We start from the raw sequence: 25,746 nt of genomic DNA on the forward strand, positions 1-25,746 counted from the left end.
AACCCCTCTATCGGCCGGCCACCTGCTCGCCCGCGAGATAGGTGGCGAGCACCTGGGTGTCGCCGAGGGACTCCGATTCGACGGATGCCGGGTCGCGGTCGACGGCGATGAAGTCGGCGAACCTGCCCACGGTGAGTGTGCCGACTTCGTGCTCACTAAAGAGCTGCCACGCGGCATTCTTGGTGTGAGCCGCGAGCGCCTGTGCCCGCAGGACCGGCGTGCCCCCTGGCATCGTGAAGCCGTGACGGCTCTGTCGCGTCTCGGCCACGGCCATGTTGCGAAACGGTTCGTTGGGAGTGACCCATCCATCGTTGTGGAACGTCACCCTGTGGCCCGCGGCGAATGCCGCCCCGGCGTCTGCCCACGCGCCGCCGTGCTCTACGCCGAAAAGGTCGTTCACGAGCACCTCTCCCCAGTATCGGATGTGGTCGACGAACACGCTCACGGTCACACCGAGATCGGCAGCTCGACGGAAGAGCTCCGGAGTCGCGGCTCCGACGTGTTCGAGTCGAAATCTGTGGTCGTCGAGCTGATGCTGGGCGATGAGTTGTTCGTACACATCAAGGGTCTGCGAGATCGCCACATCGCCATGAGCGTGACAGGCCACCTGCCACCCCGCTGCAGCGTAGGGCGCGGCCACAGCCGCGAGCTCTTCGGGGCTAAAGTTCGCCTGAGCTTTGTGACCGGGTTCGAGGCCGAGTTGCCGGGTTGCCGGGGTATCGAGATAGGCAAAACTCGTGGCAATGTTGCCGACCCAGGGGGACCCGTCCGACCAGATCTTTGCCCCGACCTGGCGCATGAGCGGGTCGTCGCTGCGCATTGCCGATCCCACCGAGGCCCCGGGATGCGAGGCTTCGTACCAGCGGATGCGGGTCGTGATGCGGCCAGCATCCCGAAGACTGTCGGCGAGGGGATTGAGTGCGGGGTCCCACGACATGTCAGCGACGGTCGTGTAACCGCGGGACGACAGGTCGGCAAGGTGATCCGCGAAGATGCGCGGGAACTCAGACCGGGTGCGCTCGAGCATAGGCGCGAGCAGTCGTCCTAGCGCTCCTGCCTCATAGGCTGAGCCATTCAAGTCCCCATTGTCGTCGCGCCCAAATCGGGCGCCGGGCGGATCTGGTGTCGAGCGGTCGATGCCCGACAGCGCCGCCGCCGCCGAGTTGAAAAACACCGCGTGGCCGGAATTGTGCAGGATGACCAGGGGAATTGAGCCAGCAAGATGGTCGAGCATCCGCAGATCGAGCGAGGGAAGCCCCTGCTGCAGCAGGGGATCCCATCCGTTGATAAAGACCGGGCCCGACGCGGAGACAACGGAGCTGCGGATGATCCTCATCACGTCGTGCGGGTCGTCCACAACGACAGGCCGGATGTCCACCACATCATCGGAGAGCATAGAAGCCGCGGTACTCGGATGGCCGTGCGGCTCGATCAGCCCCGGCATGATCCAGCCGTCTAGCGCGTGGAGCCCGGCTTCAGGATGAGCGGCGCGCAGGGAGTCGGCCTCGCCCACCGCGGCTATTCGTCCGTCATCATCGACCAGAAAAGCGTCGATGGCCCCGTCCTGGTGGGGGTTGAGCGTGTGAATCCGTCCCGAATAAACGGTCGCCATGACTCTCTCCGATCACCGCTGCAGTGCGTACTCAGTCGCCTGCGAAACGCTCGTCTAGCCACAGCACGAGGTCGGCCATCACTTCGGCGCGGTTAATCTCGTTGAAGACCTCATGTCGAGCCCCCTCGTAGACGATGATCTTGATGTCGACGAGCCCCGATCGCTCCGAATAGTCCTTGGCAAGGCTCAGAGCGCTCTGCTCTCCTCCCAGCGCGTCGTCTGAGCCCACCAGGATGAGCAGAGGGAGCTCCGGCGGTAGGTTTCGTGCGGGGCGGCCATAGAGGCGCAGGGTGTCTCGATAGCCGTAGAGCTTTTTTAGGGGAACCGTTGTTGTGTAGGGGTCGCGCATGAAGTCGTCGATCACGGCGCGGTCTCGCGTCAGCCACTCAGCAGGAGATGGCCCGAGGTGCCGGAACCGGGCGTTCAGGTTGCCTGCGTTCATGCCGAGCGGAGTGCGATGCGCCGTTCCGGAGAGCACTACCCCGTCGTACCGGTCGGCGTGGCGATTGATGATGATCTGCCCCATCAGCGAACCCCAGGAGTGGCCGAGGTAGACGAGGGGCACATCGCCCTCGGTCTCCCTGATGACATCCGTGAACCGCTCTATTGCCGCAATGGTGCCATCGAGTCCGCCTGGCCCAGGTCGACCCATTCGCGAAAGATCGCCCCCGTGCTGTTCGAATCCTGTGCGACCGTGCCCGCGATGGTCATCCGCCCACACGCTGTAACCCGCGCTATTAAGTGCTCGGACGAGCTCCGTATAGCGGCCAATGTGCTCGCCAGCGCCATGGGAGAGCTGCACAATGGCGTGAGGGTCGTCGACGCGCCACGATTGGTAGTAGATGCGGACGCCCCAGGAGTCAATGAAGTGCGGCATGCGCCCATTGTGCACCCGGGCGTGCCTACGCATCATGGCTGCCCCTGGATCGAAACACCGTGCGCGGTCGGATAGGGTCGCGAGATGGAGAAACGTCAGGACGCCAGGGCGGCCCTCAAGGCGCTCTGCGCCGACAATGTCTCGTGGGATCTCACCCCGTTTCAGGGCTTTGTCGACCCCTCAGCGGCGCGGCGCTCAGCCGTGCTGGTGCTTTTCGGAGTGCTCGACGCTGTGCCTGCGTCGGCAGAGGGCCCGGTCGCGGGCGATATCGACGTTCTTCTCCAACGGCGTTCGGCCAGCATGGGTCATCACCCTGGGCAGATCTCCTTTCCCGGCGGAGGGGTAGAAGAAGGCGATGCCGACATCATGGCGACCGCGCTTCGGGAGGCCGTGGAAGAAACCGGCCTCGACCCCACAGGGGTAGAGATCCTCGGCACCCTGCCGGAGCTTCCGCTGGTGGTGAGCAACAACCTGGTCACGCCGGTGCCAGCGTGGTGGACTCGTCCGTCTCAGGTCGCGGCCGTCGACAGCCGCGAATCCGTGGATGTTTTTCGCGTGCCGGTGGCCGACCTGCTCGACCCCGCCAACAGAGCCACTGTTGTGCGGGTGTGGAAGAAGTCGACCATGCGCAGCCCAGCATTCGTGGTGCAGGACCGGGTCATCTGGGGTTTCACCGCCATTGTGCTCGACCTCATGTTCGAGGAACTCGGGTGGACGATCCCGTGGGACCGCTCGCGCCAAGTCGAGCCGTGACGGTCGTTAGATAACGGAGGTCCCGAGCAGCGAGCCGATGGCTCCTGCGAGATCATTGTGAGCTCGCTGTCGCGCTGGGTGCTTACGGAGACGTATTCGCCGAGGGCCATCGATACGGCTCCCGCGATGAGGCCAGCGACCCCGGCGGTGAGCACGGTGCCGACTTGGGACGTGGCCGCAGCCATACCCACGACGAGTGCGGCCGTCGACACGATTCCGTCGTTAGCCCCCAGCACGCCCGCTCGAAGCCAGTTGAACTTCGAGGCCACGTTCGCAAACCGCGAGCCCGGTTGGGCGGATGCTGGGGACTTCTTCACGACGGTTTCGGCTAGTCGTTACGAGGCTTGCGAGCCGGCCGATCGTCATAGGAGGGGCGGTCTCCATACGAGGAGCGAGCGGGGCGTTCGCTGCGATCGGAGCGACGTGCACCCGGGCCGCGGTCGGCCCGAATCTCGATCAGCTTGCCGCTGATGCGGGTATCGCTGAGCTTATCCAGCGTCGCTCGGGGTAGATCGGCCGGCAGCTCAACGATCGAGAAGTCGGGAAAGATCTTGATCGCACCAAAGTCGTTGCGGCTGAGGCCACCCTCATTGGCGAGGGCGCCCACGATCTGCCGGGGCTCAACCTTGTGACGCTTGCCCACCTCAAGACGGTAGGGCGCGAGCGACGAATCGGAGTTGCGCGCACGACGCTCAGGCTTTTCGTCGCGGTCCCAGGTGCGGGTCTCTCGCTCGGCGCGCTGCGGACGCTCCGCCTTGGGGTCGAGAAGCAGGGGAGTCTCGCCCTGGGAGACGATGGCCAGTGCGGCAGCAACATCCGCTTCTGGCACATCGTGGTGCTTGACGTAGTGCCCGATGATGTCGCGGAACGTGGAGATGCGCTCTGTCTGCGACAGCGCTTCCGTGATGGCGTCGTCGAACCGGGTAAGGCGCGTGACGTTGACGTCCTCGACGCTCGGCAGCTGCATCTGGGTGAGCGGCTGGCGCGTTGCCCGCTCGATCGCCGTGAGCAGGCGTCGCTCACGAGGCGTTACGAAGCTGATTGCGGCGCCGCTACGACCAGCGCGACCCGTGCGTCCGATGCGATGAACGTACGACTCTGTGTCGATAGGGATATCGAAGTTGACGACGTGGCTGATGCGCTCGACGTCAAGACCGCGGGCGGCAACGTCCGTCGCCACCAAAATGTCGAGCTTGCCCGACTTGAGCTGCTCCACCGTGCGCTCACGCTGTGCCTGGGCCACGTCTCCGTTGATGGCGGCCGCAGCGTATCCGCGGGCCCTCAGCTTCTCGGCGAGAGTCTCGGTCTCGTTCTTGGTGCGGGTGAAGACGATCATGCCCTCGAAGTTCTCGACCTCGAGGATGCGCGTGAGGGCGTCGACCTTCTGCGGGTACGACACCATCAGGTAGCGCTGTGTCGTGTTGACGGAGGTCGTGGTCTTGTTCTTGACCGTGATCTCTTCGGGGTCGTGCAGGTACTTGGCGGAGATGCGGCGGATCTGGGCCGGCATGGTGGCCGAGAAGAGTGCGACCTGCTTGTCGTCCGGGGTGTCGGCGAGAATCGTCTCGACATCTTCGGCGAAGCCCATCTTGAGCATCTCGTCGGCCTCGTCGAGCACAAGGTACTTGAGCTCGGAGAGGTCGAGGGTGCCCTTTTCCAGGTGGTCCATGATGCGACCAGGGGTGCCGACAACAACGTGCACACCGCGGCGAAGGGCAGAAAGCTGCACGCCGTAGCCTTGACCGCCATAGACGGGCAGCACGTGTACGCCGCGGAGGTGCGCAGCGTACTTCTCGAACGCTTCACACACCTGTAGGGCGAGCTCGCGGGTGGGGGCGAGCACGAGGGCCTGCGGGGTCTTCTGCGAGATGTCGAGGCGGGAGAGGATGGGCAGCGCAAATGCTGCGGTCTTACCGGTTCCCGTCTGGGCGAGTCCTACGACATCGCGGCCTTCGAGAAGCGGGGGGATCGTGGCGGCCTGAATGGCCGACGGGGTCTCGTATCCGACATCCTTAAGTGCTTTGAGCACGGCGTCGGAGAGTCCGAGATCGGAAAAAGTGGTGGTCACAGCGGCAGGTTCTGCCTCGCTCTGTGGGGTGCTATCGGGGGACGTCATTAGATAAGGGTAGTCCTTCATAGTCTCTTCGGAGACCTATGCTGTGCGGCCAATCGGTGCTAATCTGAAACCAAATGGTTGTAGATAGCGTGCGTGGTGCCGAGATCGACCGCATCTTCCAGGCCCTGGCGGATGCGACTCGCCGCGACATCGTCACGAGAGCGGCGAATGGCGAACACTCTGTGTCGTCGCTCGCTCGGCGTTATGACATGAGCCTCGCGGCAGTGCAGAAGCATGTTGCCGTGCTGGAGCGAGCCGATCTCATAGTCAAGAAACGCAAGGGACGTGAGCAGATTGTTCAGCCCAATCCGCACGCCTTTCGGCGGGCGCGGGACCTGCTCGATTCTTATGAAGCTCTCTGGCGTCACCGGGTAGAGGCCATCGACGACATTCTCGCCCAGGAGTAAGAGAGGAACGATCATGCCAGTAGTCAGCTCGAACAAAGATGTCGAAAAGCACTCCCTCACCTTCGTTGCCGAGTTCTCAGCGCCCGTAGAGCGCGTGTGGCAAGTGTGGCAAGACCCGCGCCAGCTCGAGCGCTGGTGGGGGCCGCCATCGTGGCCAGCAACGTTTGTGCGGCACGAATTCGCACCAGGCGGTGAATCCCGGTACTTCATGACGGGCCCGACGGGGGAGCGGGCGGGGGGTTGGTGGCGAATCGAGAGCGTCGAGCCCCCGAACCGTTTCTCGGTGATCGATGGTTTCGCGGCAGAAGACGGTGAGCCAGACCCTGACATGCCTCAGAGCCGCATGGAGGTCACGCTCGAAGCAGTTGCGGGCGGTACCAAGATGACCGTAGTTGGCACCTACGCCACCGCCGAAGAGTTCGAGAAGGTCGCGGCCATGGGCATGGAGCAAGGCATGACGCTGGCCCTCGGCCAGATTGATGAGCTCCTCGCCGTAAAGTTCGCATAACGACGGAGGGTGCCGCGCGGCGACGTGCTTAGGCGTCGGCGCGCGGCGCTCGACACGGTCGCGCCACCCTAGGCTTAACGCCATGAACTTGACCAGGATGATCATCGACTGCGACCCAGGGCTCGATGATGCTCTCGCCCTCCTCCTTGCCCACGCAGATCCCTCCGTGGTGATCGAAGCCGTAACAACGGTCGGGGGAAACGTGGCACTCGCCGACACGACCCGCAACGCACTTGAGTTGCGGGAATACCTGGGATTCACCGACGTTCCGGTCGCTGCGGGCGCTGCTGGCCCGCTCGAGGGCGAGGTGAGAAACGCCGCCGAGGTCCACGGATCGGGCGGCCTCGGCTCGGTCGTTCTTCCCGCCGCAGCACTCCCGCTGGACGAACGCGATGCCGTGACCCTCATCATCGACCTGCTGCGCAGCAACCCGGGCGAGATCGACCTCGTCGCTATCGGCCCGCTCACGAATATCGCCCTTGCCCTCCGCGCTGAGCCGAGGGTCGCCCAGTGGGCCAAGTCGTTTGTGATCATGGGAGGCTCGTACACGCGAGGCAACACGACGCCAGCGGCCGAGTTCAACGTCTATGCCGATCCTGCCGCGGCTGCGGAGGTTTTCGCCGCCGACTGGCAGGTCGTGATGGTGGGGCTCGATCTCACGCTGCAGGCGAGGGTCACCGGCGCCATCAAGGACCGCATGCTCGAGCTCGGCACTCTCGGTACTGAGCTCGTCGTCCCGCTCTCCACGTTTTGGGCCGACCCGCTCGACCCCGACTGGGGTGGCCAGGCGGTGCACGATGTCTGTGCGATCGCCTATGTCACGCATCCGGAGCTCTTCCGCAGCACGCCAGCGAGAGTGGATGTGGAGACCCAGGGTGTCTTCACCGCAGGAATGACCGTCACGAATTTTCGGTCGCCGAACCCCAACGCCATCGTGCCAACGGAGCTCGACGTCGATGGGTTCTGGGACATGGTTCTTGCCCACTATTCGGCGGCGGCCCAGGCGCACTGACGCCGAAGACTCCGCCGGTATACTCGCCCAATGCAGACAGAGCGGCGCACCCGGCTAGATCCCAAAGAGCGCCGTGCGCAGCTCGTCGCGCTGGGCGTCGCATTCCTCGCCGAACACCCGGTGGAGTCCCTCAGTATCGAGTACCTCTCGGCGACAGCCGGGGTGTCTCGGGCGCTGCTATTTCACTATTTCGGCTCTAAGACGGGCATGCAGCGAGAGATCGTACGCGAGGCGCGAGACAGCATGCTGCGCGCCACCGAATCCGGCCCGGGGCTCGATCCGCAGGAGCGCATCCACGCAACGCTCTCCCTGATCGTCGACTTCGTCCGAGAGCACAGGGGCACGTTCTATTCGCTCGTGCGCGGCGTGGCCAGCGGCGCCCCGGAGGTGCGGGAGGTCATAGAGGAGGCAAGAGCCGTGCAGGCGGATCGTGTGATCGCGGCTTTCATCGAGCTGGGATATGCCGATACGCCGCTGCTGCGTGCGGCCTTGAGATCGTGGGTGGCTTTCACGGAGGATCTTCTCGTGCGCATCGCGGTCGAAACCGAAACGCCGTCGTCGCAGATCGTGACGTTTCTCGAGCGCAGTGCCCAGGCTGTCGTCTCAGTCGTCGACGATCTGGCTTCAGACTCGGTGCAGCCCCGAGCCCCAGCGCCTGGCGTGAGCGGCTAGCCGTCGGACGGCTGGTCGAGCACCCATCTGAGCGTTTCGACGATCGAGGCTGCCGCCACTCCGGCCGGGTCGTTTCCGAGGCTTTTGCCCTTCTCTACGAGGGCGGTGTTGAGTTGCACCTGAATCTCGAACGGGTCGTTTGCTTTTTTCGCCCATTTGAGGGCCTTGATTGCCGCCTTCGCGCCCACTGCCTGTTGCCAGGTGGCGGCATCTTTCACGTCGCCTTTCAGGTCGGTGATCCATTCGTCGATCTCGTCAGCGGTTTTCATGGTGCCTTTCGTCGCGGTTCTGCAGGCCCAGCGCCTGAAGCTGGGAATTTCTTGTGAGTAAGACCAGGTCTGGCTGGGAGTCAGGGTACGTTCCCAACAACAGCAATCCGGTCGGACGCAAATGCGAGGGGCCGGGGAACGGAGCACATCATGGCAGTAATCCTGTGGATTCTGGCCGTAATTCTCGTAGTTAGCGGTATCGTCGCGCTCTTCCGCCGACAGGTTCTGTGGGGCATCGTTCTCATCGTCGTCGGCCTACTGGTGGGTCCGGGCGGAACCAGCATATTCACTTGATCTGGCGCTAAGCCATTTGAGCTACCAACGCCCCCGGCATCGGCCGGGGGCGTTGTTGTGTTAAGGCTTCGCCCCGCAGGCCCGCAGGAGCCCGAATCCCCTGCAGGAACCCGCATCCTTCGAGCGCGCTGTTTATTGCCTGCGCATCCGCTCCCTCCTGCCGTGGCGGACGTAGCGTGAAGCAAACGCCTATTGCTTGAGGAGACATCATGAAAGCGCTTGTGTACGAAGGCCCGGGTCAGAAGTCCTGGAAGGACGTGCCAGACCCGAAGATTACCCATCCGACCGACGTAATCGTCAAGATCGACACGACCACAATCTGTGGCACCGACCTCCACATTCTCAAGGGTGACGTCCCCGCGGTGACCCCGGGTCGAATCCTCGGGCACGAGGGTGTTGGCACCATTACTGAGATCGGCGATGCTGTCACGACCCTGAAGGTGGGCGATCAGGTGATTCTGTCCTGCGTCTCGGCGTGCGGAAAGTGCAGCTTCTGCAAGCAGGGCGTTTATTCGCACTGTCTAGGCGAAGAAGGCGCTTCGGGCATCGGCTGGATCTTCGGTCACCTCATTGACGGTACCCAGGCGGAGTATGTGCGGGTTCCCTATGCCGAGAACTCGGTCTATCCACTGCCGCAGGGGGTCAATACTCAGATGGGAACGCTGCTGTCGGACATCCTTCCCACGGGGCACGAGATCGGCGTGCAGTACGGCGCGGTCAAGGCAGGCGATGTTGTCGCCGTTGTCGGCGCCGGCCCGGTCGGTCTCGCTTCTATCGCCACCGCAGGGCTCTATGGGCCGTCGCGCGTCATCGCCATCGATCTCGACTCCAACCGTGTGGAGCAGGCCAAGAAGTTTGGCGCGACGGACGGGGTCGTGTCGAGTGCTGCTGACTGGAAGGAGCAGGTGCTCGCCCTGACGGACGGACTGGGAGTCGATGTCGCGATCGAGGCGGTGGGTGTTCCGCAGACATTTGAGATGTGCCTGGATATTGTGCGTCCGGCCGGTCACGTCGCCAACGTGGGAGTGCACGGCAAATCGGTGGACTTCGATCTTCAAAACCTGTGGATCTCGAACATCGTCATCAGCATGGGCCTCGTTAACACCGACACCCTAGGAACGCTGCTCAAGCTGGTCGCGCAGGGCAAGATTCCGGCCGAGCACTTCATCAGCCACACCTTTGCCCTCGGCGACATCATGGAGGCCTATGACGTCTTTGGACGGGCCGCAGAGACCAAGGCGCTCAAGGTAATGCTCAACGCTTAGATGTAATGCTCAACGCTTAGATGTAATGCTCACCGGTCAGATGTGATGCGCACCGCTTAGACGCAGCGCCGGGACCGATCGGACTCCCGATACAGTGGGTTGGCCCTGAACCACCCCACTGCAAAGGATTTCCGTGAGCACGTACTCCCGTCAGAATATTTCGTCCGGTTCCGCGTGGGAGCCCGTCGTGGGTTATTCGCGCGCCGTTCGCGCCGGTGACTTCGTGTTCGTCTCTGGCACCACCTCAAGTTCGCCCGATGGGGCCGTGGGCGGGGCGGATGCTGCGGCTCAGGCGCGTGAGATCTTCACCCGCATCGGCGCAGCCTTGGAGCAGGCCGGTGCCACCTTCGGCGACGTCGTCCGCACGCGGGTTTACCTCACGAGCATCGCCGACTTCGACACCGTCGGTGCCGTTCATGGCGAAATCTTTGGCGAGATCCGCCCCTCCCTCGTAGCGGTCGAGGTTGGTGCACTTGCCGCGCCCGACCTGCTTGTGGAGATCGAGCTCGACGCCATCATCGGTGCCGCGCCATCGGCCGCGTAGCCCAATCCACTAATCTGCGGAGCGCGCCGGAATGGAACCGCCCACCGAGCGGTTCTACTCTGGGAGAAGCACCGAGAGCAGGTAACGCCATCACAACGTCAGTCCCCACCGTGTCGAATCAGCGCGCAGCATCGCTGAGTGCCGAGGAACTCGCGCGCATTCGCGCCGACTTTGCCGTGCTTGATCAGCAGGTCAACGGGCATCCTCTGGTCTATCTCGACTCGGGCGCCACATCGCAGAAGCCCCGTCAGGTGCTCGATGTCGAGCGCGAGTATTACGAGCGACACAACTCGGCCGTGCATCGAGGCGCGCACACCCTGGCCGCTCTGGCGACCGAGGCGTTCGAGGATGCTCGCGCCACGGTTGCGAGATTCGTGGGTGCCCGCGAGAACGAGATCGTGTGGACGTCTAACGCCACCGAGGCGCTCAACCTCCTTGCCTATTCCTTCTCCAACGCGAGCCTCGGGCGGGGCGGAGAAGCGTCCGCCCGCTTCCGGCTCACCGAAGGTGACGAGATCGTGGTCACCGAGCAGGAGCATCATGCCAACCTCATCCCGTGGCAGGAACTCGCGGCCCGCACGGGAGCGACTCTCCGCTTCATTCCGGTTGACGACACCGGGGCTCTCGCACTGGACGACCTCGAATCGATCATCACCGAGCGGGCCAAGATCGTTGCATTCACGCACGTCTCCAACGTGCTCGGCAGCATTAATCCCGTCGATGTCCTTGTCGCCCGTTCCCGAGCTGTCGGGGCCTACGTCGTGCTGGACGCGTGCCAATCGGTGCCGCACATGGCGATCGACTTCGCCGCGCTCGATGTCGACTTCGCCGCATTCTCCGGCCACAAGATGCTCGCGCCAACCGGCATCGGCGTTCTCTACGGTCGTTCTGAACTGCTGGATGCCATGCCGCCGTTTCTAACGGGCGGGTCGATGATCACCACCGTCACAATGGAGAAGGCTGACTACCTCCCCGCCCCCCAGCGCTTCGAAGCAGGTACGCAGCGGGTTTCGCAGGCGATCGCTCTCGCCGCAGCCGCCGACTATCTTTCGGCAATCGGCATGGATCGCATCGAGTCGCACGAAGCTGCCCTCGGGGCTCGCCTAGCTCAGGGTCTCGCTGCCATCGAGGGAGTTCGCCTTCTGGGCCCGGCTGCGGGAACCGAGCGGGTGGGCATTGCCAGCTTCGACATCGGCGGCATCCATTCGCACGACGTCGGGCAGTTTCTCGACGACAGGGGCATTGCGGTGCGCGTCGGCCACCACTGCGCCCAGCCGTTGCACCGTCGGCTGGGAATCACGTCGTCGACCAGGGCAAGCGCCTACGTCTATTCGACCGAGGCCGAGGTCGATGTTTTTCTTGCTGGCGTCGCCGACACCATTACGTTTTTTGGACCACGCTCATGAGCTCATCAGAATTGCAAAGTCTCTACCAGGAGATCATCCTCGATCATTCTCGGGCGCCCATTGGCTTCGGATTGGCGGGAGGCGCTGCGGGCAGCTCGCACCAGCTGAATCCCACGTGCGGTGATGAGATCACCCTCGAGGTTCACCTCGACGATGCGGGCGCGGCAACACTCCGCTGGGAGGGCCACGGCTGCGCCATCTCGCAGGCTTCGGCCTCGCTGCTCACCGAGATGGTCGGAGAGGGAATGCCCGTCGACGTGCTTGCCGAGCGCATCGACGAGTTCCGCACGGCGATGCGGTCGCGGGGAGCGATTGAGCCGAGCGAAGAGGTCTTTGGCGATGCCGCAGCGCTCAGCGGAGTCTCGCGCTACATCGCCAGGGTCAAATGCGCGATGCTCGCGTGGGTGGCTGCGGAGGACGCGCTCCGTCAGGCGACAAGCGCTCAGTCTTCCTAAGACTCCTTCCTAAGACTCTCGCTGGCGCGGTAGGGTCGCTGAGTTACACGACCGACTGGCCGGTATGTTTCGGCGTCGATGAACTCCGTATGCCTTGCCTGCTTTTGTTGTTCGAGGAGGAACAGTGAGCACGTCCGCGCCCGCCACCAGCACCCAGATTCACCTCGCGGAGAGGCCGGTGGGATGGCCAACCGATGCCACGTTCCGGAGGGTGTCAGCCGAACTCCCGCCGCTTAGCCCCGGCGAGGTGAGGGTCGCTAACGAGTTCGTCTCCGTTGATCCCTATATGCGGGGGCGCATGGACGATGTGCCCTCCTATGTCCCTCCCTACCGTCTCGACGAGGTTATGGAAGGCGGTGCTGTGGGGCGAGTCATCGAATCCGCTTCCGACGCTCTGGGAGTCGGGGATGTGGTCCTGCATTCGCAGGGCTGGCGCGACATCGCCCAGGGCGCAGCCTCCGACTTCAGGGCCGTCGCCGAGATTCCCGGGGTTTCGCCCTCCGTCTATTTGGGCATGCTCGGCATGCCGGGTTTCACCGCGTGGGTGGGCCTCACGCAGATCGCTCATCTCGCGCCCGGCGACGTCGTCTTCGTTTCGGGCGCAGCCGGGGCCGTCGGTAGCGCTGTGGGTCAGATCGCCCGGCTCAAGGGTGCCTCGCGAGTCATCGGTTCCGCAGGGTCGCACGACAAGGTGCAGATGCTGCGCGAACGCTACGGATTCGACGCTGCGTTCAACTATCACGAGGGACCCGTGCGGCATCGCCTGCGCGAGGCGGCGCCCGAAGGCATCGACGTCTACTTCGACAACGTCGGAGGTGAGCACCTTGAGGCGGCCCTCGGCGCGTTGAGGGACCGAGGTCGGGCGGCAATCTGCGGCATGATCTCCCAGTACAACGCCACTGAGGCTCCCACGGGCCCCCGCAACATGGCCAACATCATCCGCCGCAGCCTCACGCTGCAGGGGTTCACGGTCAACCACTACTCGCGTCTATTTGGGGAGTTTGCCGCTGACATGACGCCCTGGATCACCTCCGGGGATGTCGTCTTTGATGAGACCGTCGTTGACGGTATTGAGAACGCACCCGAGGCGTTCCTGGCCATGATGCGGGGCAGCAATACGGGCAAGATGGTGGTGCGCATCTAGGCGCTCGGCGCTATGCGCTGGCGGTTTGCCTGCGCGGCGTTCAGTGCCGATGACCGGCGTTGCGCACGAACTGGATCGCGGCGAGGCCACCGATGATGACGCCGAGCGTGATGATCACGACAAGGGCGATGATGAGGGCTGCTTCCATGGCGCCAGTATTGTCCCGCGGGCTCAGCTTTCCCAGTGGGCAAAATACTGCATCCAAAATGTGACGAAGGCCGTGGATGCGCCGCGACGTGAGTCGGCCTAGACTGATGGTGAAAACACGGGAGTCCGGTGAGCCGGGCTGAGAGGAAGCTACTCCAAGCTTCGACCGTCGAACCTGATCTGGATCATGCCAGCGCAGGGAGGGAAGCCGAATGCCGGTTGAATTTCTTCTGAGGTGCCCCCGGGGCTGCGATTCTTCGCGCCACCGAGGAGGCCCCGCGCGCGAGTATGCGGGGCACCGCCCCGTCCAGGTCGTTACACCGCCCGCCTCACGGCGAAAAGGAGAACGATGACAACGACCGACGCTCACACCATGCCCCGCACGAGGCCGACACTGCGCTGGAGGGTCGTCGACATTGTCGTCGCCAGCGTGCTCGGCGTCGCATCCGGCCTGCTGTTCCTCGTATGGAATGTCGCCTACGAACCCTTGAGCGTGCCGCTCAAAGCGGCTCTTCCGGGCCTGCAGGCCCTCGCGGGAGGCGGGTGGCTCTTTGCCGGGGTGCTCACGGGCTTGATCATTCGCAAACCGGGGGCAGCGCTCTATGGCTCCCTGCTTGCTGCGGCGGTTTCTGCACTCGTTGGCAACGCGTGGGGGCCGCTCACGCTGGTCTCCGGGCTCGTCCAGGGCCTTGGTGCTGAAATCATCTTCGCGATATTTCTTTATTCGAACTGGCGACTGTATGTGTCGGTTCTTGCGGGCATGGGTGCGGGCCTGGCGATGGCGATCAATGATCTGGTGTACTGGTACCCGGGCGCTGCGGCGCTGTTCTCGACCGTGTACACCGTCTCTGCTCTGATCTCGGGCGCGGTGCTTGCCGGAGTTCTGCCGTGGTTGGCCGCGAGAGGGCTCGCGCGCACGGGCGCTCTCAGCCGGTTTGCTTCGGGCCGCGAAGCAACGACGGGCTCGACGAGGCGGCGTTCATGACAGTAGTTGACCCATCGGGTTCTACCGCGGGCGCTCATGTGAGTGCCCGCGGCTGGGGATGGCGTCATGCTGGCCGAGACCACTGGGCGGTGCGCGATATCGACCTGGAGATCAGCCCGGGGGAGCGAGTGCTGCTGCTGGGAGCATCCGGGGCCGGAAAATCAACTCTCATCCATGCCCTGGCCGGCGTGCTCGGTGGTGCCGACGAGGGCGAGACGGCGGGCGAGCTACTGATCGACGGGGTAGCGGCCGATCGCGCACGCGGCGCTGCCGGGCTCGTGCTTCAAGACCCCGACTCGCAGGTCATCCTCGCCAAGGTGGGCGACGACGTTGCCTTCGGATGCGAGAACCTCGGGGTGCCGCGCGACGAGATTTGGCGCCGCGTTGGCGATGCCCTCGACGCCGTCGGGTTGAGGCTGCCGCTCGGCCACTCCACATCAGAGCTTTCGGGTGGGCAGAAGCAGCGCCTCGCATTGGCCGGGGTGCTCGCGATGCGCCCCCGTCTGCTGCTGCTCGATGAGCCAACGGCCAACCTCGATCCCGATGGTGTCGCCGAGGTGCGCGACGCTGTCGCGAGGGTGCTTTCGTCGTCCGAATCCACCCTGATCGTGATCGAGCATCGCGTCGAGGTGTGGAAGTCGCTGGTCGACCGCGTGATCGTGCTGGGAGCCGACGGCGGAATCATCGCCGATGGAACCCCGGATGCTGTGCTCGGCAGAGAGGGAGCCCGCCTGTCTGCATCGGGGGTGTGGGTGCCCGGTTTCGCGCCCGTCCGGCCGCAGCGCCAGCTCCGGTCATCGGGGGAGTCGCTTCTGACCGCCACAGACCTCACGGTAGCCCGCACGCGCGGTAACGCTGTGCAGAGTGGCATCAACCTCACCATCGCCTCGGGGGACGCCGTGGCCATCACGGGGCCCAACGGCGCGGGTAAATCCACCCTGGGGCTCACCCTTGCGGGGCTTCTTCCGCCGGCCGCGGGCGCCGTCGTGGCATCCGATTCTCTGATCGAGCGGGGAACCGTCGGGCGGCGCCGCCCTGGCCCGCATCCCATCCAGTGGAAGTCGCGGGACCTCCTCACCCGCATCGGCACGGTCTTTCAAGACCCAGAACATCAGTTTCTTACGGGCACGGTTCACGCAGAACTCGCGGTCGGACCCCTCGCGTTGCATCTCCCCGACGCGGAGGTGTCCCAGCGCGTCGATGAGCTGCTGGAGCGCCTTCGCCTGACGCACCTCGCCGACGCGAACCCGTTCACGCTCTCCGGGGGAGAGAAGCGCCGCCTCTCCGTGGCGACGGTCCTGGCGACCAGGCCGCGCATTCTCGTGCTCGACGAACCAACATTCGGACAGGATTCGCGCACCTGGAGCGAGCTGGTCGCCCTTCTCGCCGTGCTGCTCGATGAGGGCAGCGCCATCGTGGCAATCACCCACGACGCCGATTTCGTTGATGCGCTGTCGACTCGTCAGGTGCAGCTAAATGCCGGACAATCCACGGTCGGGGTCTCCCGATGACCGCCGTTCTGCCGCAGAGCCGAGCGCTCGCCTCCATCAACCCCGTGTCGAAGCTGGCTGCCGCTCTGCTTCTCGCTGCGGTTCTCGTGTTGTCGATCGACTGGGTTTCGGCGACGGTCGCCCTCGCGCTTGAGCTGGTTCTCTTCTGTTTCGCCGGTGTTCCCCTGCGCACCCTGGTGATCAGAACGCTGCCGATCTGGTTGGCCGCCCCGGTCGCCGGGCTCACCATTGCGCTCTATGGGGAGCCCTCGGGCGCCACATACTTTCAGTGGCTCTTCATGCACGTCTCCGACGGGTCCCTCGCCCTTGCCCTTGCAACGACCGTGCGCATCCTCGCCATAGGGCTGCCCGGCGTCGTGCTGTTCATCACGATCGACCCCACCGATCTCGCGGACGGGCTCGCGCAGGTCGCCCGGCTTCCCTCGCGATTTGTGCTCGGCGCGCTGGCGGGGCTGCGCCTCGTCGGGCTCTTTATCGAGGACTGGCGCTCCCTTGAGCTTGCCCGCAGGGCACGGGGGGTCGGCGACAAAGGCCGGATCAGACGACTCTTCGGGCAGGCGTTCGCGCTGCTCGTGCTCTCGATCCGCCGGGGCAGCAAACTGGCGACGGCGATGGAGGCCAGGGGCTTCGGAGGGCCGACCGAGCGCACCTGGGCGCGCGAATCACGGGTCGGCGCGCAGGACCTCGCTCTCGTGCTCATGGGCGCGGCGATCGCGGCGGCGGCGGTCACCGTCTCCGTGGCCACAGGAAGCTGGAACTTCATTGGGGCGCGCTGACGAGCGAATCTGGAGTCAGGCTGTCGAGACCATTCTCGCGGCGCTCGGCGAACGACAACCCGTTCCGTCGGCCCCCGTCGTGCTCATCGACGGGCGTTCAGGCTCGGGAAAGTCCACGGTTGCGGGGCAGCTCGCCGCCGAGATTCCGGGTTCCCAGCTCGTGCGGCTCGACGACCTCTACCCGGGGTGGGACGGGCTGGCCGCTGGCAGCCTCCAGGTGGTCACGTCGGTGCTCGACGCTGTCAACCCCGGCTGGGTTCGTTGGGACTGGCAGGCGGATGCCGCGGCGGAATGCCATTCGTTAGACGCGGCCCGCCCGCTCATCGTAGAAGGGTGCGGAGCCCTCAGCCGTGCCGCGCGGGAGAAGGCGACGCTCGGCGTCTGGATCGAGTGCCCCGAGCCCATTCGCAAGCGCAGGGCTCTGGACCGTGATGGCGAAACCTACTCGCCACACTGGGCTCGCTGGGCAGAGCAGGAGTCACGGTTTATCGCGCGCGAGCATCCGCAGACCATCGCCGACCTCGTGATCACCGAGGGGGAGCCGACCAGCGTTTAGGTGCGCGGGCCCGGGCTCAGCACGAGAAGAAACTCCACGAAGCCGGTCTCCTCGACCTGCACGAATCCCAGTGATGGTGCAGTGACGCCGTAGTCGGAGAACGTGACCGGGATCTGGCCGGCGACTCGAATAGTGCCTCCGTCGATTGCGGCGGTCATCTCCACCGTGACCTCGTTGCTCACCCCGGCAAGAGTGAGCACGCCGGTTCCCGACACGGTTGCCGTCGTGTCGAGCGGCGCGCCGCCTCCGCCGATGGGGGTCGTGAGTTCAAACGTTGCGGTCGGATGCACCGAAACCCGCATCGCCGTATCCCTGAAATACGCGTCCCGGCTGCCAGAGTCCGTGGCGATGCTCGCCACATCAACCGTGATCGATGCTGCCGTGACCTCGGTGTCGGTTGTGGTCACGGTTCCGGTGACGTCCTCGGTCCGCCCCGTCACGGTGACATCGGTGCCGTTGAGAACCTCATCGACCCGATAGCCAGCGAACGATCCGTCCGATACGGTCCACTCGCCAGCCAGAGCATCCTCGTCGATCGTTCCCGGTGCCAGCGACTCCGCTTCAAGCGACGGCGCATCATCGGCAGGGCCAACGATCAGGTCCCGATAGATCGCCGGTCCGGCAATCGCCGTCGTCACGCCGAGAGCCACGACGATGGCGCCGCCGACAATAACCGAGATCGTTCGCTTGGAGAGGGACATCCTTCACCTTTCTGAGAGCTGACATCCAGGGTACCGGGGCTTGAAAGAGGTGCAGGATGCGGTCATACACTGGGCACATGATCGTCGCATTCTCAGTTGCTCCCAGCGGAACAGGTCGAGCCGACGGGTCGGTGCACGACGCCGTTGCCGCGGCCGTTCGAATCGTTCGAGAATCGGGCCTGCCTAATCACACGTCATCGATGTTCACCGAGATCGAGGGCGAGTGGGACGAGGTATTCGCCGTAGTGAAGGCCGCGACGGAGGCGGTTGCTGCCTATGGATCTCGCGTCTCCTTGGTGCTCAAGGCCGATATCCGACCGGGCTACACGGGCGAACTCGTCGGCAAGGTCGAGCGCCTTGAACAGGCCCTCGGCGAAGCAGATCCGGTGATCTAGAGCGCGGCTAGCGAGCCGACGGTGGCGTCGGCTCGCCGAGAGTGCGACGCGCGAGAACGGTGCCCCCCGCCACGGCGGCGGGCATCGCCAGCACGGCGCCGAGGGGAACAAGGAACAGAAGAAAGACTGACACGCCAAAGCCCAGCGTCACACTGCGCCGGGCACCGAGAAGGGCGCGGCGTTGGGAGAGGCTCAATCCGCGGCGCTGAAACGGCACAGCGGTGATCTCGAGGGCGAGAAACCACCCGCCGACGAACGCCCCGATACAGGCCGAGATTACCGCCCCGACAACAGGCACTAATCCCACGAAGAACAGCCCGACTCCCGTGAGGATGGTGATGGCGAGGATCGCAATAGCCTCGCCGATGCCTCGCACGATTGACCTCCAGAGGGGCACGGGCGGGGCTTCGACCACGCCTCCGAGTTCATCGTCCACCGCGAGCGAGATCCGTTCGAAGAATGGCTGCCCGATGGTCAGGGTCACCACCGCGAAGGTATACGCCAAGATCAGCGCGGATCCCGCGATTAATCCGACTGCAACGGCCACGCGAAGAGTGACGCGCCACCCCTCGGCCCAGGTATCGGCAAACGGAGTCAACCACTCAGAAATCGCACCGACCGAGGCAAAGAGAAACACCTCGACAACGATGAAGATAGCGAGCGTGATCAGGCCGGGAATCAGGCCGAGGAGCATGAGGCGCGGCCGGGTGCCCCACACGCGAAACCCCCTCAGCAGAAGGCGCAAGCCTTCGACCAGCCCTGCGATAACGCCGGGGCGTCGGGGGAGCGGTTCGGTCATTCGTCGAGGATATCCCGCGGCAGCCGTGAGCGGTGTCTAGTGCCCGATCGGCAATTCTGACGGCACATCGCGAGGGCGGCGCACAAAGAACGCGGCCACGATCGCAAAAATGGAGACGATCGCACCCCACATGAACGCGGTTTGGATGCCACCGGCTGTCGCCGCGACCGCAGAAGCCCCGTCGGACTCAAGGGCGACGGAGCGCACCGTCAAGAGGGTAATGAAGAGGGCCGTTCCCGCGGCTCCCGCCACCTGCTGCACCGTGCCGATTATGGCGCTTCCGTGCGAATACAGGGACGGGGTGAGTGAGCCGAGAGCAGAGGTGAATAGCGGGGTGAAGAGCAGTGCGAGGCCCGTGCTGAGACCAATGTGCCCGACGAGGACTCCCGCGGACGACGACCCCTCGCCCAGTGACGAGAGCCACCAAAATGCGAGGCTCACGATAATCGCGCCGGGCACCACGAGTGGCGTCGGCCCAACCCGGTCAAAGAGGCGACCGACGAACGGGGCGAGGATGCCCGAAAGGAGTCCGCCGGGCAGCAGCATGAGGCCTGCCATCACGGGCTCAAAGCCGAGAACATCCTGCATGAAGATGGGCAGCATGATGATCGTTCCAAAGAGCGCGACCATGCTGATCATCATCATGACGGTGGCGATGCTGAACTGCGCAGAACGAAAGACACGCAGGTCGAGCAGGGCCCGGTCTCCGCGCTGCAACATGAGCTGACGCAGCACGAAGAGCACCAGGGCAGCGACGCCCACCGCGAGGGGAACCCAGACCGGCACGGCCACAGATCCAGAGGCGGCGGCGCCGAGGCTGCTAAGCCCATAGATCAGACCGCCGAAACCAAAGGCGGAGAGGATTACGGAGAGAGTATCGACGGGCACCTTGCGAGGCTCGGTTACGTTCTCGATGCGGGCGGCGCCGAGGATGAGAGATCCGATGGCGATGGGAAGAACCAACCAGAACATCCAGCGCCAGTCGAGGGCGTTAAGGATGATGCCCGAGATGGTCGGCCCGAGTGCGGGAGCAACGGAGATCACGATGGAGATGTTGCCCATCGTGCGACCGCGGGCCTCGGGGGCCACGAGAGTCATGACCGTGGTCATCAAAAGCGGCATCATGATGGCGGTTCCGCAGGCCTGAACGATGCGGCCCGCAAGGAGCAGGGAGAAGTCTGGCGCGATTGCGCAGACGAGCGTGCCGATGCTGAACAGGGTCATTGCGGTGAGGAAGACCGTGCGGGTCGAGAGCCGCTCCAGCAGGAATCCGGTGATTGGGATGACGATCGCCATGGTCAACATGAACCCGGTGGTGAGCCATTGCACGGTGCTGTAGGAGATGCCCAGGTCGCTCATCAAGCGCGGCTGGGCCACGCTCATAATCGTCTCGTTCAAGATCACGACAAAGGCCGACACCAGCAAGAGCCCGATCACCAGGCGGTTGCGGGAAGGGGTGCGGGCATCGGCGGGCCCTATGGTCGTTCCCGGCTGTGTACTGGGCGCGCTGGCGGTCATCAGTGGTCCTTTTCGGCGTCGAAGATCGAGCATTGTGCGTGCTGAGAGGCAACGTCGGCGGCACCACCACGGCAAGGGGTCGAGTTTACCCCAGCCCGCGGCGTACTGCGCGACTGTGGTGGCGGTCGACTCTCGGCTCTGCCAAGCTCATGATGACCCGAACATCAGCTCCGACCGCCGACCCGCGCCCGCGCCCGGTTCGTGCCCGAAAGGGATCAATGCTTGACTTTCTTGGCCCACTGACCGCCGTCGTCATCGCCGGAGCGGTGATCGTTGTCGTGATCATCATCGTGATCCCGCTCCTCGTCGGCATCAAGATTGCCAAACCAGATGAGGCGATCATTGTCACCTCCCGACAGAAGGGCGCTAGGGCTGCCAGTGGCGAGTTCGAGAATGCCGGCCAGCGCGTCGTCTTCGGTTCGCGTGTGTTCGTCAAGCCGATCGTCGAGGCCCACTTCAAGCTGAGCCTGCGCAGCCGACAGCTCAACGTGCAAGCCACGGCACAGACTCGGGATGCGATCACGATCCGCGTCAACGCGGTCGCCGTTGTCAAGGTGGGCGGCACAGAAGAGATGGTGCGCGCGGCCGCGCAACGATTCCTCAACCAGCAGGAGGAGATCGAGGCCTCGACCGAAGAGGTTCTGAGCGGTTCTGTTCGCTCCATCGTTGGTCAGCTCACGGTCACCGAGATCATCACAAATCGCCAGGCGCTCCAGGGCCAGGTTCTCGAGGCGGTGCGTGAATCGCTCGACGTGCAGGGCCTTCAGATCGACACCCTCCAGATCAAGGAGATCGACGACGATCACGGGTACATCCGTGACCTTGGTCGTGCCGAGGCCGCTCGCGTCAAGCAGGTCGCAGAGATCGCAGAAGCGGTATCACGGCAGGCCTCTGAGGAGGCTCGAATTGCCTCGGAACAGGCCGTCGCCGAGCAGCAGCGCAAGCTCGACCTGCGCAACGCCGAGATTCAGAAGGAGACCGACAAGGCACGGGCAGAGGCAGACGCGTCCCGCCCGCTGGCCGAGGCGATCTCGCAGCAGGAGGTCATCTCGCAGCAGGAGGTCACCGCTGGCAAGCGCGTCGGGCTGCGCAAGCAGGAGCTCGACGCCGAGATTCGTGCCGTTGCCGACGCGGAGGCCTATGCCGTCGAGAAGAATGCCGAGGCTGCCGCCGCCGCATCCGTCGCCGCAGCAAACGCCGACCGTGACCGCCGAATCGCCGCCGCATCAGCTCTCCGCGCCGAGGGCGAGGCTGAAGCAGACTCGATCCGGGTGCGCGGTAACGCCGAGGCAGAATCGGCGCGTGCACAGGCAGAGGCGCTCGACGAGCGTTCGTCCGAACTTCTGCGCCAGCAGCTCATCGCGCTCCTGCCCGAGATCGTGAGGGCGGCGGCGGAGCCGTTGACGGCAATCTCCAACATGACTGTGATCTCGAGCGATGGCTCGGGTACCCGTCAGATTGGCGAGAATGTGGCGTCGCAGCTCGCAACATCTACCCAGCTCATAAAAGAACTCGTGGGAATCGACATCGCCGATATCGTGACAGGGCGGGCGACGGGTGAGGCGGTAGGCGAGGCTCTCGCGGCACCGCGCGCCACAGTTGCGCCGGTAGGCGCGGAGTAACGCCAGAGCGCCGGGCGGCGAGCTAGAGCTCGACCGCCCGGTTTTCTCCGACGTCGGGCTGGTCGCCCGTAACCATTGCCTTGACGACTTTGAAGGCCGAGATTACCCCCGGCTCAGTCGAGTACCAGTATTCGGCGGATTCCGGCCGCACGCGGATGAGTGCGATCGTGGTGTCGTCTTTGCCTTCGGGAAACCAGGCTTCGACGGCGGGATTCCAGAGCTCGTCGACCCGCGCTCGATCATGCACGATCTCTGCCACCCCGGCGACCGAGAGAAAACCTTTTCCCGACTGGAATGCCGCATTCACCTGCGGATTGCGCCGGATGTCGCTGGCCTTGTCGCTCGGATCCTGCGTAAAGAACCACAGGTCGCCCGTGAAGTCGGCATTCTGCACTGCCAGCGGCCGGCTGTGATGGTGGCCATGCTCGCTCATAGTGGTCAGGAAGGCCACCTTTGCGTCTTTGATGATCGCGGCAATCGCCTTCATGTCGTCGTCGGTTGCGAGGGGCGTCGTGGTGTCCGTCATTTCTCGTCTCCTTCGGTGGCCGTGCGAATGTGTGTGCGCACGTTACCCCCGCGCGCTGGCAACGGCCAGGGGGCCAAGCGCGGGCGCGCGGCTGTTACGCCGAGGGTGCGGCGATGGCCTGCTGCGCCGTGGCGTGGCGGAACTCGAAGCCGTCGGCGAGCAGCCGTCGAGGCTCTACCTTCTGACTCGCGAGAAGTAGCTCCCTGCCCGCGTCGGCGAGACCCGCGACAATGGCCCAGCGGGGCGCGCGAAGCCAATACGGCCGCGCAAGGGCATCGGCAAGCGCGCGGCCGATCTCGTCGGCGGTCGCGGGGGTCGGGCCCACAAGGTTTACGGGTCCGCTGAGCGACGAGCCGATGAGATGACGGATCGCCGCGGCTTCGTCGTGGAGGCTGATCCAGGGCCACCATTGGTCACCACTGCCGAGAGGGCCACTCAGCCCGAGGCGGGTCAGGAGTCGCAGGGGTGACAGCGCTCCGCCCTCCCCGAGCACGAGCCCCGTTCGCGCATAAACCACGCGGGTGCGCGCGAGAGCGGGTGATGCGGCTCCTTCCCAGCGCTCGACGACTTTGCTGAGAAACCCGTCGCCGCGCGATGACTCTTCTGTGAGCGTTTCTCCTGGTCTGTCGCCATAGAACCCCACCGCGGAGCCGTTCACGAGCACCGACGGTGGGTTCTCTGCTTTGACGATCGCGAGGGCGATAGTGCGCGTCGCCTGCACCCGCGAGGTGAGAATCGTGCGCTTGTAACTGTGGGTCCATGGCAGGCGCGAGAGAGACGCCCCGGAGAGGTTGACGACAGCGTCTGCGTTCTCTATCGCCGAGAGGGGAATCCTTCCGGCGGCCGGATCCCAGCTCACCTCGGAGCTTGAGCGCGCCTCCCGCCGCACGAGTGCGGTTACGCTGTGCCCATCGGCACGAAGCTGGCGTGTGAGCACCGAGCCGATGAAGCCCGAAGCGCCGCTGATGAGCACCCTTCGGGAGGCGGCGCCGGAGTGCGGCGACGGGTCGACCTGCTCCTGAGAGTTCATGGGTCGAGGCTACCCTCGGTCGATTCCGCCGTCGATTGCTCGTGGCTCGCGTACTCCTGAAGCAGCGCAACGGCGTGCTGAGCGGAGTGGCCTTCGCGCTGCAGGGCCGCGAGCATCGTCGCGAGCTTCTGTTCTCCGGCGGGGAACGGCGGCAGCAAAGGGATCGCGGGGTCGCTCAGAACCTCGATCACAGTGGGGCGATCGGCCGAGAGCGCTGATTCCCAAGCGTCGGAGATCGCCCCCGGATGGTCGACGAGGATTCCGTTCATGCCGAGAAGCTCGGCGTACGCCGAGTATCGAAAGTCAGGGATTCTCTGGCTCGGCCCAAACCGTGGTTCGCCCTCGTTCTCGCGTTGCTCCCAACTGACCTCGGCCAGATCGCGGTTGTTGAGCACGCACAGGACGAAGCGGGGGTCATGCCAGGCCGGCCACAGAGTGCTCAGCGTTATCAGCTCGGCGATCCCCGTCATCTGGGCACCACCGTCCCCGCTCAGCACGATCATCGGTCGCTCAGGGTGGGCGAGTTTGCCGGCGATGCCGTAGGGCATTCCGCAGCCCATGCTCGCCAGAGTCGAGGAGAGATGCGCGGGGACCCCTCGTGGCAATCTCACCTGCCGCGCATACCAATAGACGACGCTGCCGACATCGAGCGCGATCTGGGCGTCGCTCGGCAGCCGTTCGCTCAGGCGGCGCAGCACGAGTTCGGGGTTCACCGGTCGAGCGGCGACTTGGGAGCGCGCCTCGCTGATGCTGTGCCAGCGGCGCACCATGTTCTCGACGTCAGTCCTCCATGTGGTTTCGGATGCTTCGGGCAGCAACTCGACGAGCGCCCGGAGCGTCTCTGCCGCATCGCCGACGAGTCCCACCTCGACGGGGTAGCGGTCGCCGATGTGGGCGGGATTTGTGTCGATTTGGACCGCACGCGCCTGGCCGGGGGCGGGGTAGAACTCTGTCCACGGGTCATGCGAACCGACGATGAGGAGGGTGTCACAGTTATCGAGCAGGTATGCACTCGCTGTCGTTCCGAGATGCCCCATAACGCCTGTCGCATAGGGCAGCGACTCGTCGATATAGGGCTTGCCGAGAAGGCTCGTGGTGATGCCAGCGCCGAGCTTTTCTGCCACCGCGATCACGTCGGACTCGGCGCGCTTAGCGCCCTGCCCCATCAGGATTGCGACTCGCTTGCCCTGCCGAAGAATGTCGGCTGCGGCCTCCAGCTTCGAGGACGACGGCATGACGGTACCGGTTTCGAACACGGCCGAGGTGAGCACGATGCCATGGGACTGATCCTGATCCGGAGCATCCGCCCCCTGGATATCGTTGGGGATGATGACAACGGCGGGACCACGGCTGCTGAGGGCGCTGCGAAAGGCCCTGTCGATCACCATGGGCACCTGGAGAGGCGATGAGACAAGCTGAACGAACGAGGCAACGTCGGCAAAGAGGGTCGGCAGATTGATCTCCTGCATATATCCGGAGCCGAGAGCGCTCGATGCTTGCTGTCCGACGATCGCCACCACGGGAACCTGGTCGAGCTTTGCATCGTAGAGACCGTTGAGCAGGTGCACCGCTCCTGGCCCCTGAGTCGAGGTGACGACTCCGACTCCTTGCGTGAACTTGGCATGCCCGACCGCCATGAACGCCGCATTTTCTTCGTGGCGGGCCTGCACGAACTCCGGCGCGCTCTCCGCGCGCTGCAGCGCTGCTAAGAACCCGTTGATGCCATCCCCGCTGTAGCCGAAGATGCGCTCAACCTGCCACTCGCGGAGTCGCTCGACGATGACATCGGAGACGGTCTCTGGCTGCTCCTTTTCGGGCATATTCCACTCCCTCGCGCTCGCAAATG

At 64.6% G+C, this 25,746-nt stretch carries 27 protein-coding genes and 1 pseudogene; 17 read left to right on the forward strand and 11 right to left on the reverse strand.

From position 1 onward, the window contains the following. Positions 1–7 precede the first annotated feature (7 nt). Both C2138_RS05495 and C2138_RS05500 read right to left on the reverse strand, forming a co-directional pair. Positions 8–1,612, reverse strand: a complete 1,605-nt coding sequence (locus tag C2138_RS05495; protein ID WP_108516151.1) for an amidohydrolase — start codon at positions 1,610–1,612, stop codon at positions 8–10. 31 nt (positions 1,613–1,643) lie between these two features. After that, on the reverse strand, positions 1,644–2,489 hold the full coding sequence (locus tag C2138_RS05500; protein ID WP_108516152.1) for an alpha/beta hydrolase: 846 nt from the start codon (positions 2,487–2,489) through the stop codon (positions 1,644–1,646). Positions 2,490–2,573: 84 nt separating this feature from the next. Between C2138_RS05500 and C2138_RS05505 the strand changes: the two genes are divergently transcribed. Next, complete coding sequence (locus C2138_RS05505; RefSeq protein ID WP_108516154.1) at positions 2,574–3,242, forward strand: NUDIX hydrolase; 669 nt, start codon at positions 2,574–2,576, stop codon at positions 3,240–3,242. A 41-nt stretch (positions 3,243–3,283) separates the two neighbouring features. On the opposite strand, the pseudogene C2138_RS05510 reads toward C2138_RS05505, so the two are convergent. After that, a pseudogene (locus tag C2138_RS05510) lies at positions 3,284–3,559 on the reverse strand (VIT1/CCC1 transporter family protein); the annotation flags it as partial. Positions 3,560–3,570: 11 nt separating this feature from the next. Beyond that, positions 3,571–5,358, reverse strand: coding sequence for a DEAD/DEAH box helicase (locus tag C2138_RS05515; protein WP_108516156.1), 1,788 nt, complete (start codon positions 5,356–5,358; stop codon positions 3,571–3,573). Positions 5,359–5,432: 74 nt separating this feature from the next. Here C2138_RS05515 and C2138_RS05520 point away from each other — a divergent pair, with 74 nt between their 5' ends. From C2138_RS05520 to C2138_RS05535, 4 genes are all read left to right on the forward strand, one after another. Next, entirely contained in the window at positions 5,433–5,765 is a 333-nt protein-coding gene (locus tag C2138_RS05520; RefSeq protein ID WP_108516157.1) for an ArsR/SmtB family transcription factor, read from the forward strand. 13 nt (positions 5,766–5,778) lie between these two features. Continuing rightward, positions 5,779–6,273 carry an SRPBCC family protein gene (locus tag C2138_RS05525; RefSeq protein ID WP_108516159.1) on the forward strand — a complete coding sequence of 165 codons (495 nt, stop codon included), beginning with the start codon at positions 5,779–5,781 and terminating at the stop codon, positions 6,271–6,273. 82 nt (positions 6,274–6,355) lie between these two features. Next, entirely contained in the window at positions 6,356–7,285 is a 930-nt protein-coding gene (locus C2138_RS05530) for a nucleoside hydrolase (protein WP_108516160.1), read from the forward strand. 30 nt (positions 7,286–7,315) lie between these two features. Then, positions 7,316–7,957, forward strand: a complete 642-nt coding sequence (locus C2138_RS05535; RefSeq protein WP_108516162.1) for a TetR/AcrR family transcriptional regulator — start codon at positions 7,316–7,318, stop codon at positions 7,955–7,957. Here C2138_RS05535 and C2138_RS05540 read toward each other — a convergent pair. Continuing rightward, positions 7,954–8,226 (reverse strand): hypothetical protein, encoded by a 273-nt coding sequence (locus tag C2138_RS05540; protein ID WP_108516163.1) that lies wholly within the window; start codon positions 8,224–8,226, stop codon positions 7,954–7,956. The genes C2138_RS05535 and C2138_RS05540 overlap by 4 nt on opposite strands. Positions 8,227–8,376: 150 nt before the next feature. Here C2138_RS05540 and C2138_RS13730 point away from each other — a divergent pair, with 150 nt between their 5' ends. The 10 genes from C2138_RS13730 (at position 8,377) to C2138_RS05585 (ending at position 17,309) form a co-directional block, all read left to right on the forward strand. Next, positions 8,377–8,520, forward strand: coding sequence for a GPGG-motif small membrane protein (locus C2138_RS13730; RefSeq protein WP_199220388.1), 144 nt, complete (start codon positions 8,377–8,379; stop codon positions 8,518–8,520). 209 nt (positions 8,521–8,729) lie between these two features. Next, a complete protein-coding gene (locus C2138_RS05545) occupies positions 8,730–9,785 on the forward strand; it encodes a zinc-dependent alcohol dehydrogenase family protein (protein ID WP_108516165.1) in 1,056 nt (351 codons plus the stop codon). Positions 9,786–9,918: 133 nt separating this feature from the next. After that, positions 9,919–10,329, forward strand: coding sequence for a RidA family protein (locus C2138_RS05550; RefSeq protein WP_199286575.1), 411 nt, complete (start codon positions 9,919–9,921; stop codon positions 10,327–10,329). Positions 10,330–10,439: 110 nt separating this feature from the next. After that, the gene (locus tag C2138_RS05555; protein WP_199220390.1) at positions 10,440–11,735 is read left to right on the forward strand and encodes a cysteine desulfurase; all 1,296 of its coding nucleotides are present in this window, start codon (positions 10,440–10,442) and stop codon (positions 11,733–11,735) included. After that, entirely contained in the window at positions 11,732–12,190 is a 459-nt protein-coding gene (gene sufU / locus C2138_RS05560; RefSeq protein ID WP_108516168.1) for a Fe-S cluster assembly sulfur transfer protein SufU, read from the forward strand. The genes C2138_RS05555 and sufU overlap by 4 nt, the downstream gene beginning before the upstream one ends. Positions 12,191–12,314: 124 nt before the next feature. Then, complete coding sequence (locus tag C2138_RS05565; RefSeq protein ID WP_108516169.1) at positions 12,315–13,334, forward strand: NADP-dependent oxidoreductase; 1,020 nt, start codon at positions 12,315–12,317, stop codon at positions 13,332–13,334. A gap of 496 nt (positions 13,335–13,830) precedes the next feature. Then, positions 13,831–14,466, forward strand: a complete 636-nt coding sequence (locus C2138_RS05570) for an ECF transporter S component (RefSeq protein ID WP_108516171.1) — start codon at positions 13,831–13,833, stop codon at positions 14,464–14,466. Further along, positions 14,463–15,977, forward strand: a complete 1,515-nt coding sequence (locus C2138_RS05575; RefSeq protein ID WP_199286576.1) for an ABC transporter ATP-binding protein — start codon at positions 14,463–14,465, stop codon at positions 15,975–15,977. The genes C2138_RS05570 and C2138_RS05575 overlap by 4 nt, the downstream gene beginning before the upstream one ends. Continuing rightward, positions 15,974–16,753 carry an energy-coupling factor transporter transmembrane component T family protein gene (locus C2138_RS05580; protein WP_108516173.1) on the forward strand — a complete coding sequence of 260 codons (780 nt, stop codon included), beginning with the start codon at positions 15,974–15,976 and terminating at the stop codon, positions 16,751–16,753. Before C2138_RS05575 ends, C2138_RS05580 begins: the two co-directional genes overlap by 4 nt. Then, on the forward strand, positions 16,740–17,309 hold the full coding sequence (locus tag C2138_RS05585; RefSeq protein ID WP_241961195.1) for an AAA family ATPase: 570 nt from the start codon (positions 16,740–16,742) through the stop codon (positions 17,307–17,309). The genes C2138_RS05580 and C2138_RS05585 overlap by 14 nt, the downstream gene beginning before the upstream one ends. Here the strand turns inward: C2138_RS05585 and C2138_RS05590 are convergent. Beyond that, the gene (locus C2138_RS05590; protein ID WP_108516174.1) at positions 17,306–18,010 is read right to left on the reverse strand and encodes a YceI family protein; all 705 of its coding nucleotides are present in this window, start codon (positions 18,008–18,010) and stop codon (positions 17,306–17,308) included. The genes C2138_RS05585 and C2138_RS05590 overlap by 4 nt on opposite strands. Before the next feature lie 77 nt (positions 18,011–18,087). Here C2138_RS05590 and C2138_RS05595 point away from each other — a divergent pair, with 77 nt between their 5' ends. Beyond that, the gene (locus C2138_RS05595) at positions 18,088–18,405 is read left to right on the forward strand and encodes a thiamine-binding protein (protein WP_108516176.1); all 318 of its coding nucleotides are present in this window, start codon (positions 18,088–18,090) and stop codon (positions 18,403–18,405) included. A gap of 7 nt (positions 18,406–18,412) precedes the next feature. On the opposite strand, the gene C2138_RS05600 is transcribed toward C2138_RS05595, so the two are convergent. Next, the gene (locus C2138_RS05600; RefSeq protein ID WP_108516177.1) at positions 18,413–19,204 is read right to left on the reverse strand and encodes an EI24 domain-containing protein; all 792 of its coding nucleotides are present in this window, start codon (positions 19,202–19,204) and stop codon (positions 18,413–18,415) included. Positions 19,205–19,240: 36 nt separating this feature from the next. Beyond that, entirely contained in the window at positions 19,241–20,722 is a 1,482-nt protein-coding gene (locus C2138_RS05605; protein ID WP_108516179.1) for an MDR family MFS transporter, read from the reverse strand. Between the two features lie 218 nt (positions 20,723–20,940). Here C2138_RS05605 and C2138_RS05610 point away from each other — a divergent pair, with 218 nt between their 5' ends. Next, on the forward strand, positions 20,941–22,344 hold the full coding sequence (locus C2138_RS05610; protein ID WP_158268739.1) for a flotillin family protein: 1,404 nt from the start codon (positions 20,941–20,943) through the stop codon (positions 22,342–22,344). 22 nt (positions 22,345–22,366) lie between these two features. Here C2138_RS05610 and C2138_RS05615 read toward each other — a convergent pair whose 3' ends face one another. From C2138_RS05615 to C2138_RS05625, 3 genes are all read right to left on the reverse strand, one after another. Continuing rightward, positions 22,367–22,870 carry a pyridoxamine 5'-phosphate oxidase family protein gene (locus C2138_RS05615; protein WP_108516182.1) on the reverse strand — a complete coding sequence of 168 codons (504 nt, stop codon included), beginning with the start codon at positions 22,868–22,870 and terminating at the stop codon, positions 22,367–22,369. A 94-nt stretch (positions 22,871–22,964) separates the two neighbouring features. Then, a complete protein-coding gene (locus C2138_RS05620; protein WP_108516184.1) occupies positions 22,965–23,900 on the reverse strand; it encodes a TIGR01777 family oxidoreductase in 936 nt (311 codons plus the stop codon). Beyond that, positions 23,897–25,720 (reverse strand): thiamine pyrophosphate-requiring protein, encoded by a 1,824-nt coding sequence (locus C2138_RS05625; RefSeq protein ID WP_108516186.1) that lies wholly within the window; start codon positions 25,718–25,720, stop codon positions 23,897–23,899. Before C2138_RS05625 ends, C2138_RS05620 begins: the two co-directional genes overlap by 4 nt. Positions 25,721–25,746 lie beyond the last annotated feature (26 nt).

Source organism: Salinibacterium hongtaonis (genome assembly GCF_003065485.1).
Taxonomy (GTDB): domain Bacteria; phylum Actinomycetota; class Actinomycetes; order Actinomycetales; family Microbacteriaceae; genus Homoserinimonas; species Homoserinimonas hongtaonis.

Excerpts from the sequence above, each read along its gene's own strand:
- C2138_RS05625 (WP_108516186.1), bottom strand. The coding sequence starts at position 25,720 with ATGCCCGAAAAGGAGCAGCCAGAGACCGTCTCCGATGTCATCGTCGAG.
- C2138_RS05620 (WP_108516184.1), bottom strand. The coding sequence starts at position 23,900 with ATGAACTCTCAGGAGCAGGTCGACCCGTCGCCGCACTCCGGCGCCGCC.
- C2138_RS05600 (WP_108516177.1), bottom strand. The coding sequence starts at position 19,204 with ATGACCGAACCGCTCCCCCGACGCCCCGGCGTTATCGCAGGGCTGGTC.
- C2138_RS05615 (WP_108516182.1), bottom strand. The coding sequence starts at position 22,870 with ATGACGGACACCACGACGCCCCTCGCAACCGACGACGACATGAAGGCG.
- C2138_RS05595 (WP_108516176.1), top strand. The coding sequence starts at position 18,088 with ATGATCGTCGCATTCTCAGTTGCTCCCAGCGGAACAGGTCGAGCCGAC.
- C2138_RS05535 (WP_108516162.1), top strand. The coding sequence starts at position 7,316 with ATGCAGACAGAGCGGCGCACCCGGCTAGATCCCAAAGAGCGCCGTGCG.
- C2138_RS05580 (WP_108516173.1), top strand. The coding sequence starts at position 15,974 with ATGACCGCCGTTCTGCCGCAGAGCCGAGCGCTCGCCTCCATCAACCCC.
- C2138_RS13730 (WP_199220388.1), top strand. The coding sequence starts at position 8,377 with ATGGCAGTAATCCTGTGGATTCTGGCCGTAATTCTCGTAGTTAGCGGT.
- C2138_RS05520 (WP_108516157.1), top strand. The coding sequence starts at position 5,433 with ATGGTTGTAGATAGCGTGCGTGGTGCCGAGATCGACCGCATCTTCCAG.
- C2138_RS05495 (WP_108516151.1), bottom strand. The coding sequence starts at position 1,612 with ATGGCGACCGTTTATTCGGGACGGATTCACACGCTCAACCCCCACCAG.
- C2138_RS05525 (WP_108516159.1), top strand. The coding sequence starts at position 5,779 with ATGCCAGTAGTCAGCTCGAACAAAGATGTCGAAAAGCACTCCCTCACC.
- C2138_RS05570 (WP_108516171.1), top strand. The coding sequence starts at position 13,831 with ATGACAACGACCGACGCTCACACCATGCCCCGCACGAGGCCGACACTG.
- C2138_RS05500 (WP_108516152.1), bottom strand. The coding sequence starts at position 2,489 with ATGCCGCACTTCATTGACTCCTGGGGCGTCCGCATCTACTACCAATCG.
- C2138_RS05505 (WP_108516154.1), top strand. The coding sequence starts at position 2,574 with ATGGAGAAACGTCAGGACGCCAGGGCGGCCCTCAAGGCGCTCTGCGCC.
- sufU (WP_108516168.1), top strand. The coding sequence starts at position 11,732 with ATGAGCTCATCAGAATTGCAAAGTCTCTACCAGGAGATCATCCTCGAT.
- C2138_RS05590 (WP_108516174.1), bottom strand. The coding sequence starts at position 18,010 with ATGTCCCTCTCCAAGCGAACGATCTCGGTTATTGTCGGCGGCGCCATC.
- C2138_RS05530 (WP_108516160.1), top strand. The coding sequence starts at position 6,356 with ATGAACTTGACCAGGATGATCATCGACTGCGACCCAGGGCTCGATGAT.
- C2138_RS05515 (WP_108516156.1), bottom strand. The coding sequence starts at position 5,358 with ATGACGTCCCCCGATAGCACCCCACAGAGCGAGGCAGAACCTGCCGCT.
- C2138_RS05575 (WP_199286576.1), top strand. The coding sequence starts at position 14,463 with ATGACAGTAGTTGACCCATCGGGTTCTACCGCGGGCGCTCATGTGAGT.
- C2138_RS05545 (WP_108516165.1), top strand. The coding sequence starts at position 8,730 with ATGAAAGCGCTTGTGTACGAAGGCCCGGGTCAGAAGTCCTGGAAGGAC.
- C2138_RS05610 (WP_158268739.1), top strand. The coding sequence starts at position 20,941 with ATGCTTGACTTTCTTGGCCCACTGACCGCCGTCGTCATCGCCGGAGCG.
- C2138_RS05540 (WP_108516163.1), bottom strand. The coding sequence starts at position 8,226 with ATGAAAACCGCTGACGAGATCGACGAATGGATCACCGACCTGAAAGGC.
- C2138_RS05605 (WP_108516179.1), bottom strand. The coding sequence starts at position 20,722 with ATGACCGCCAGCGCGCCCAGTACACAGCCGGGAACGACCATAGGGCCC.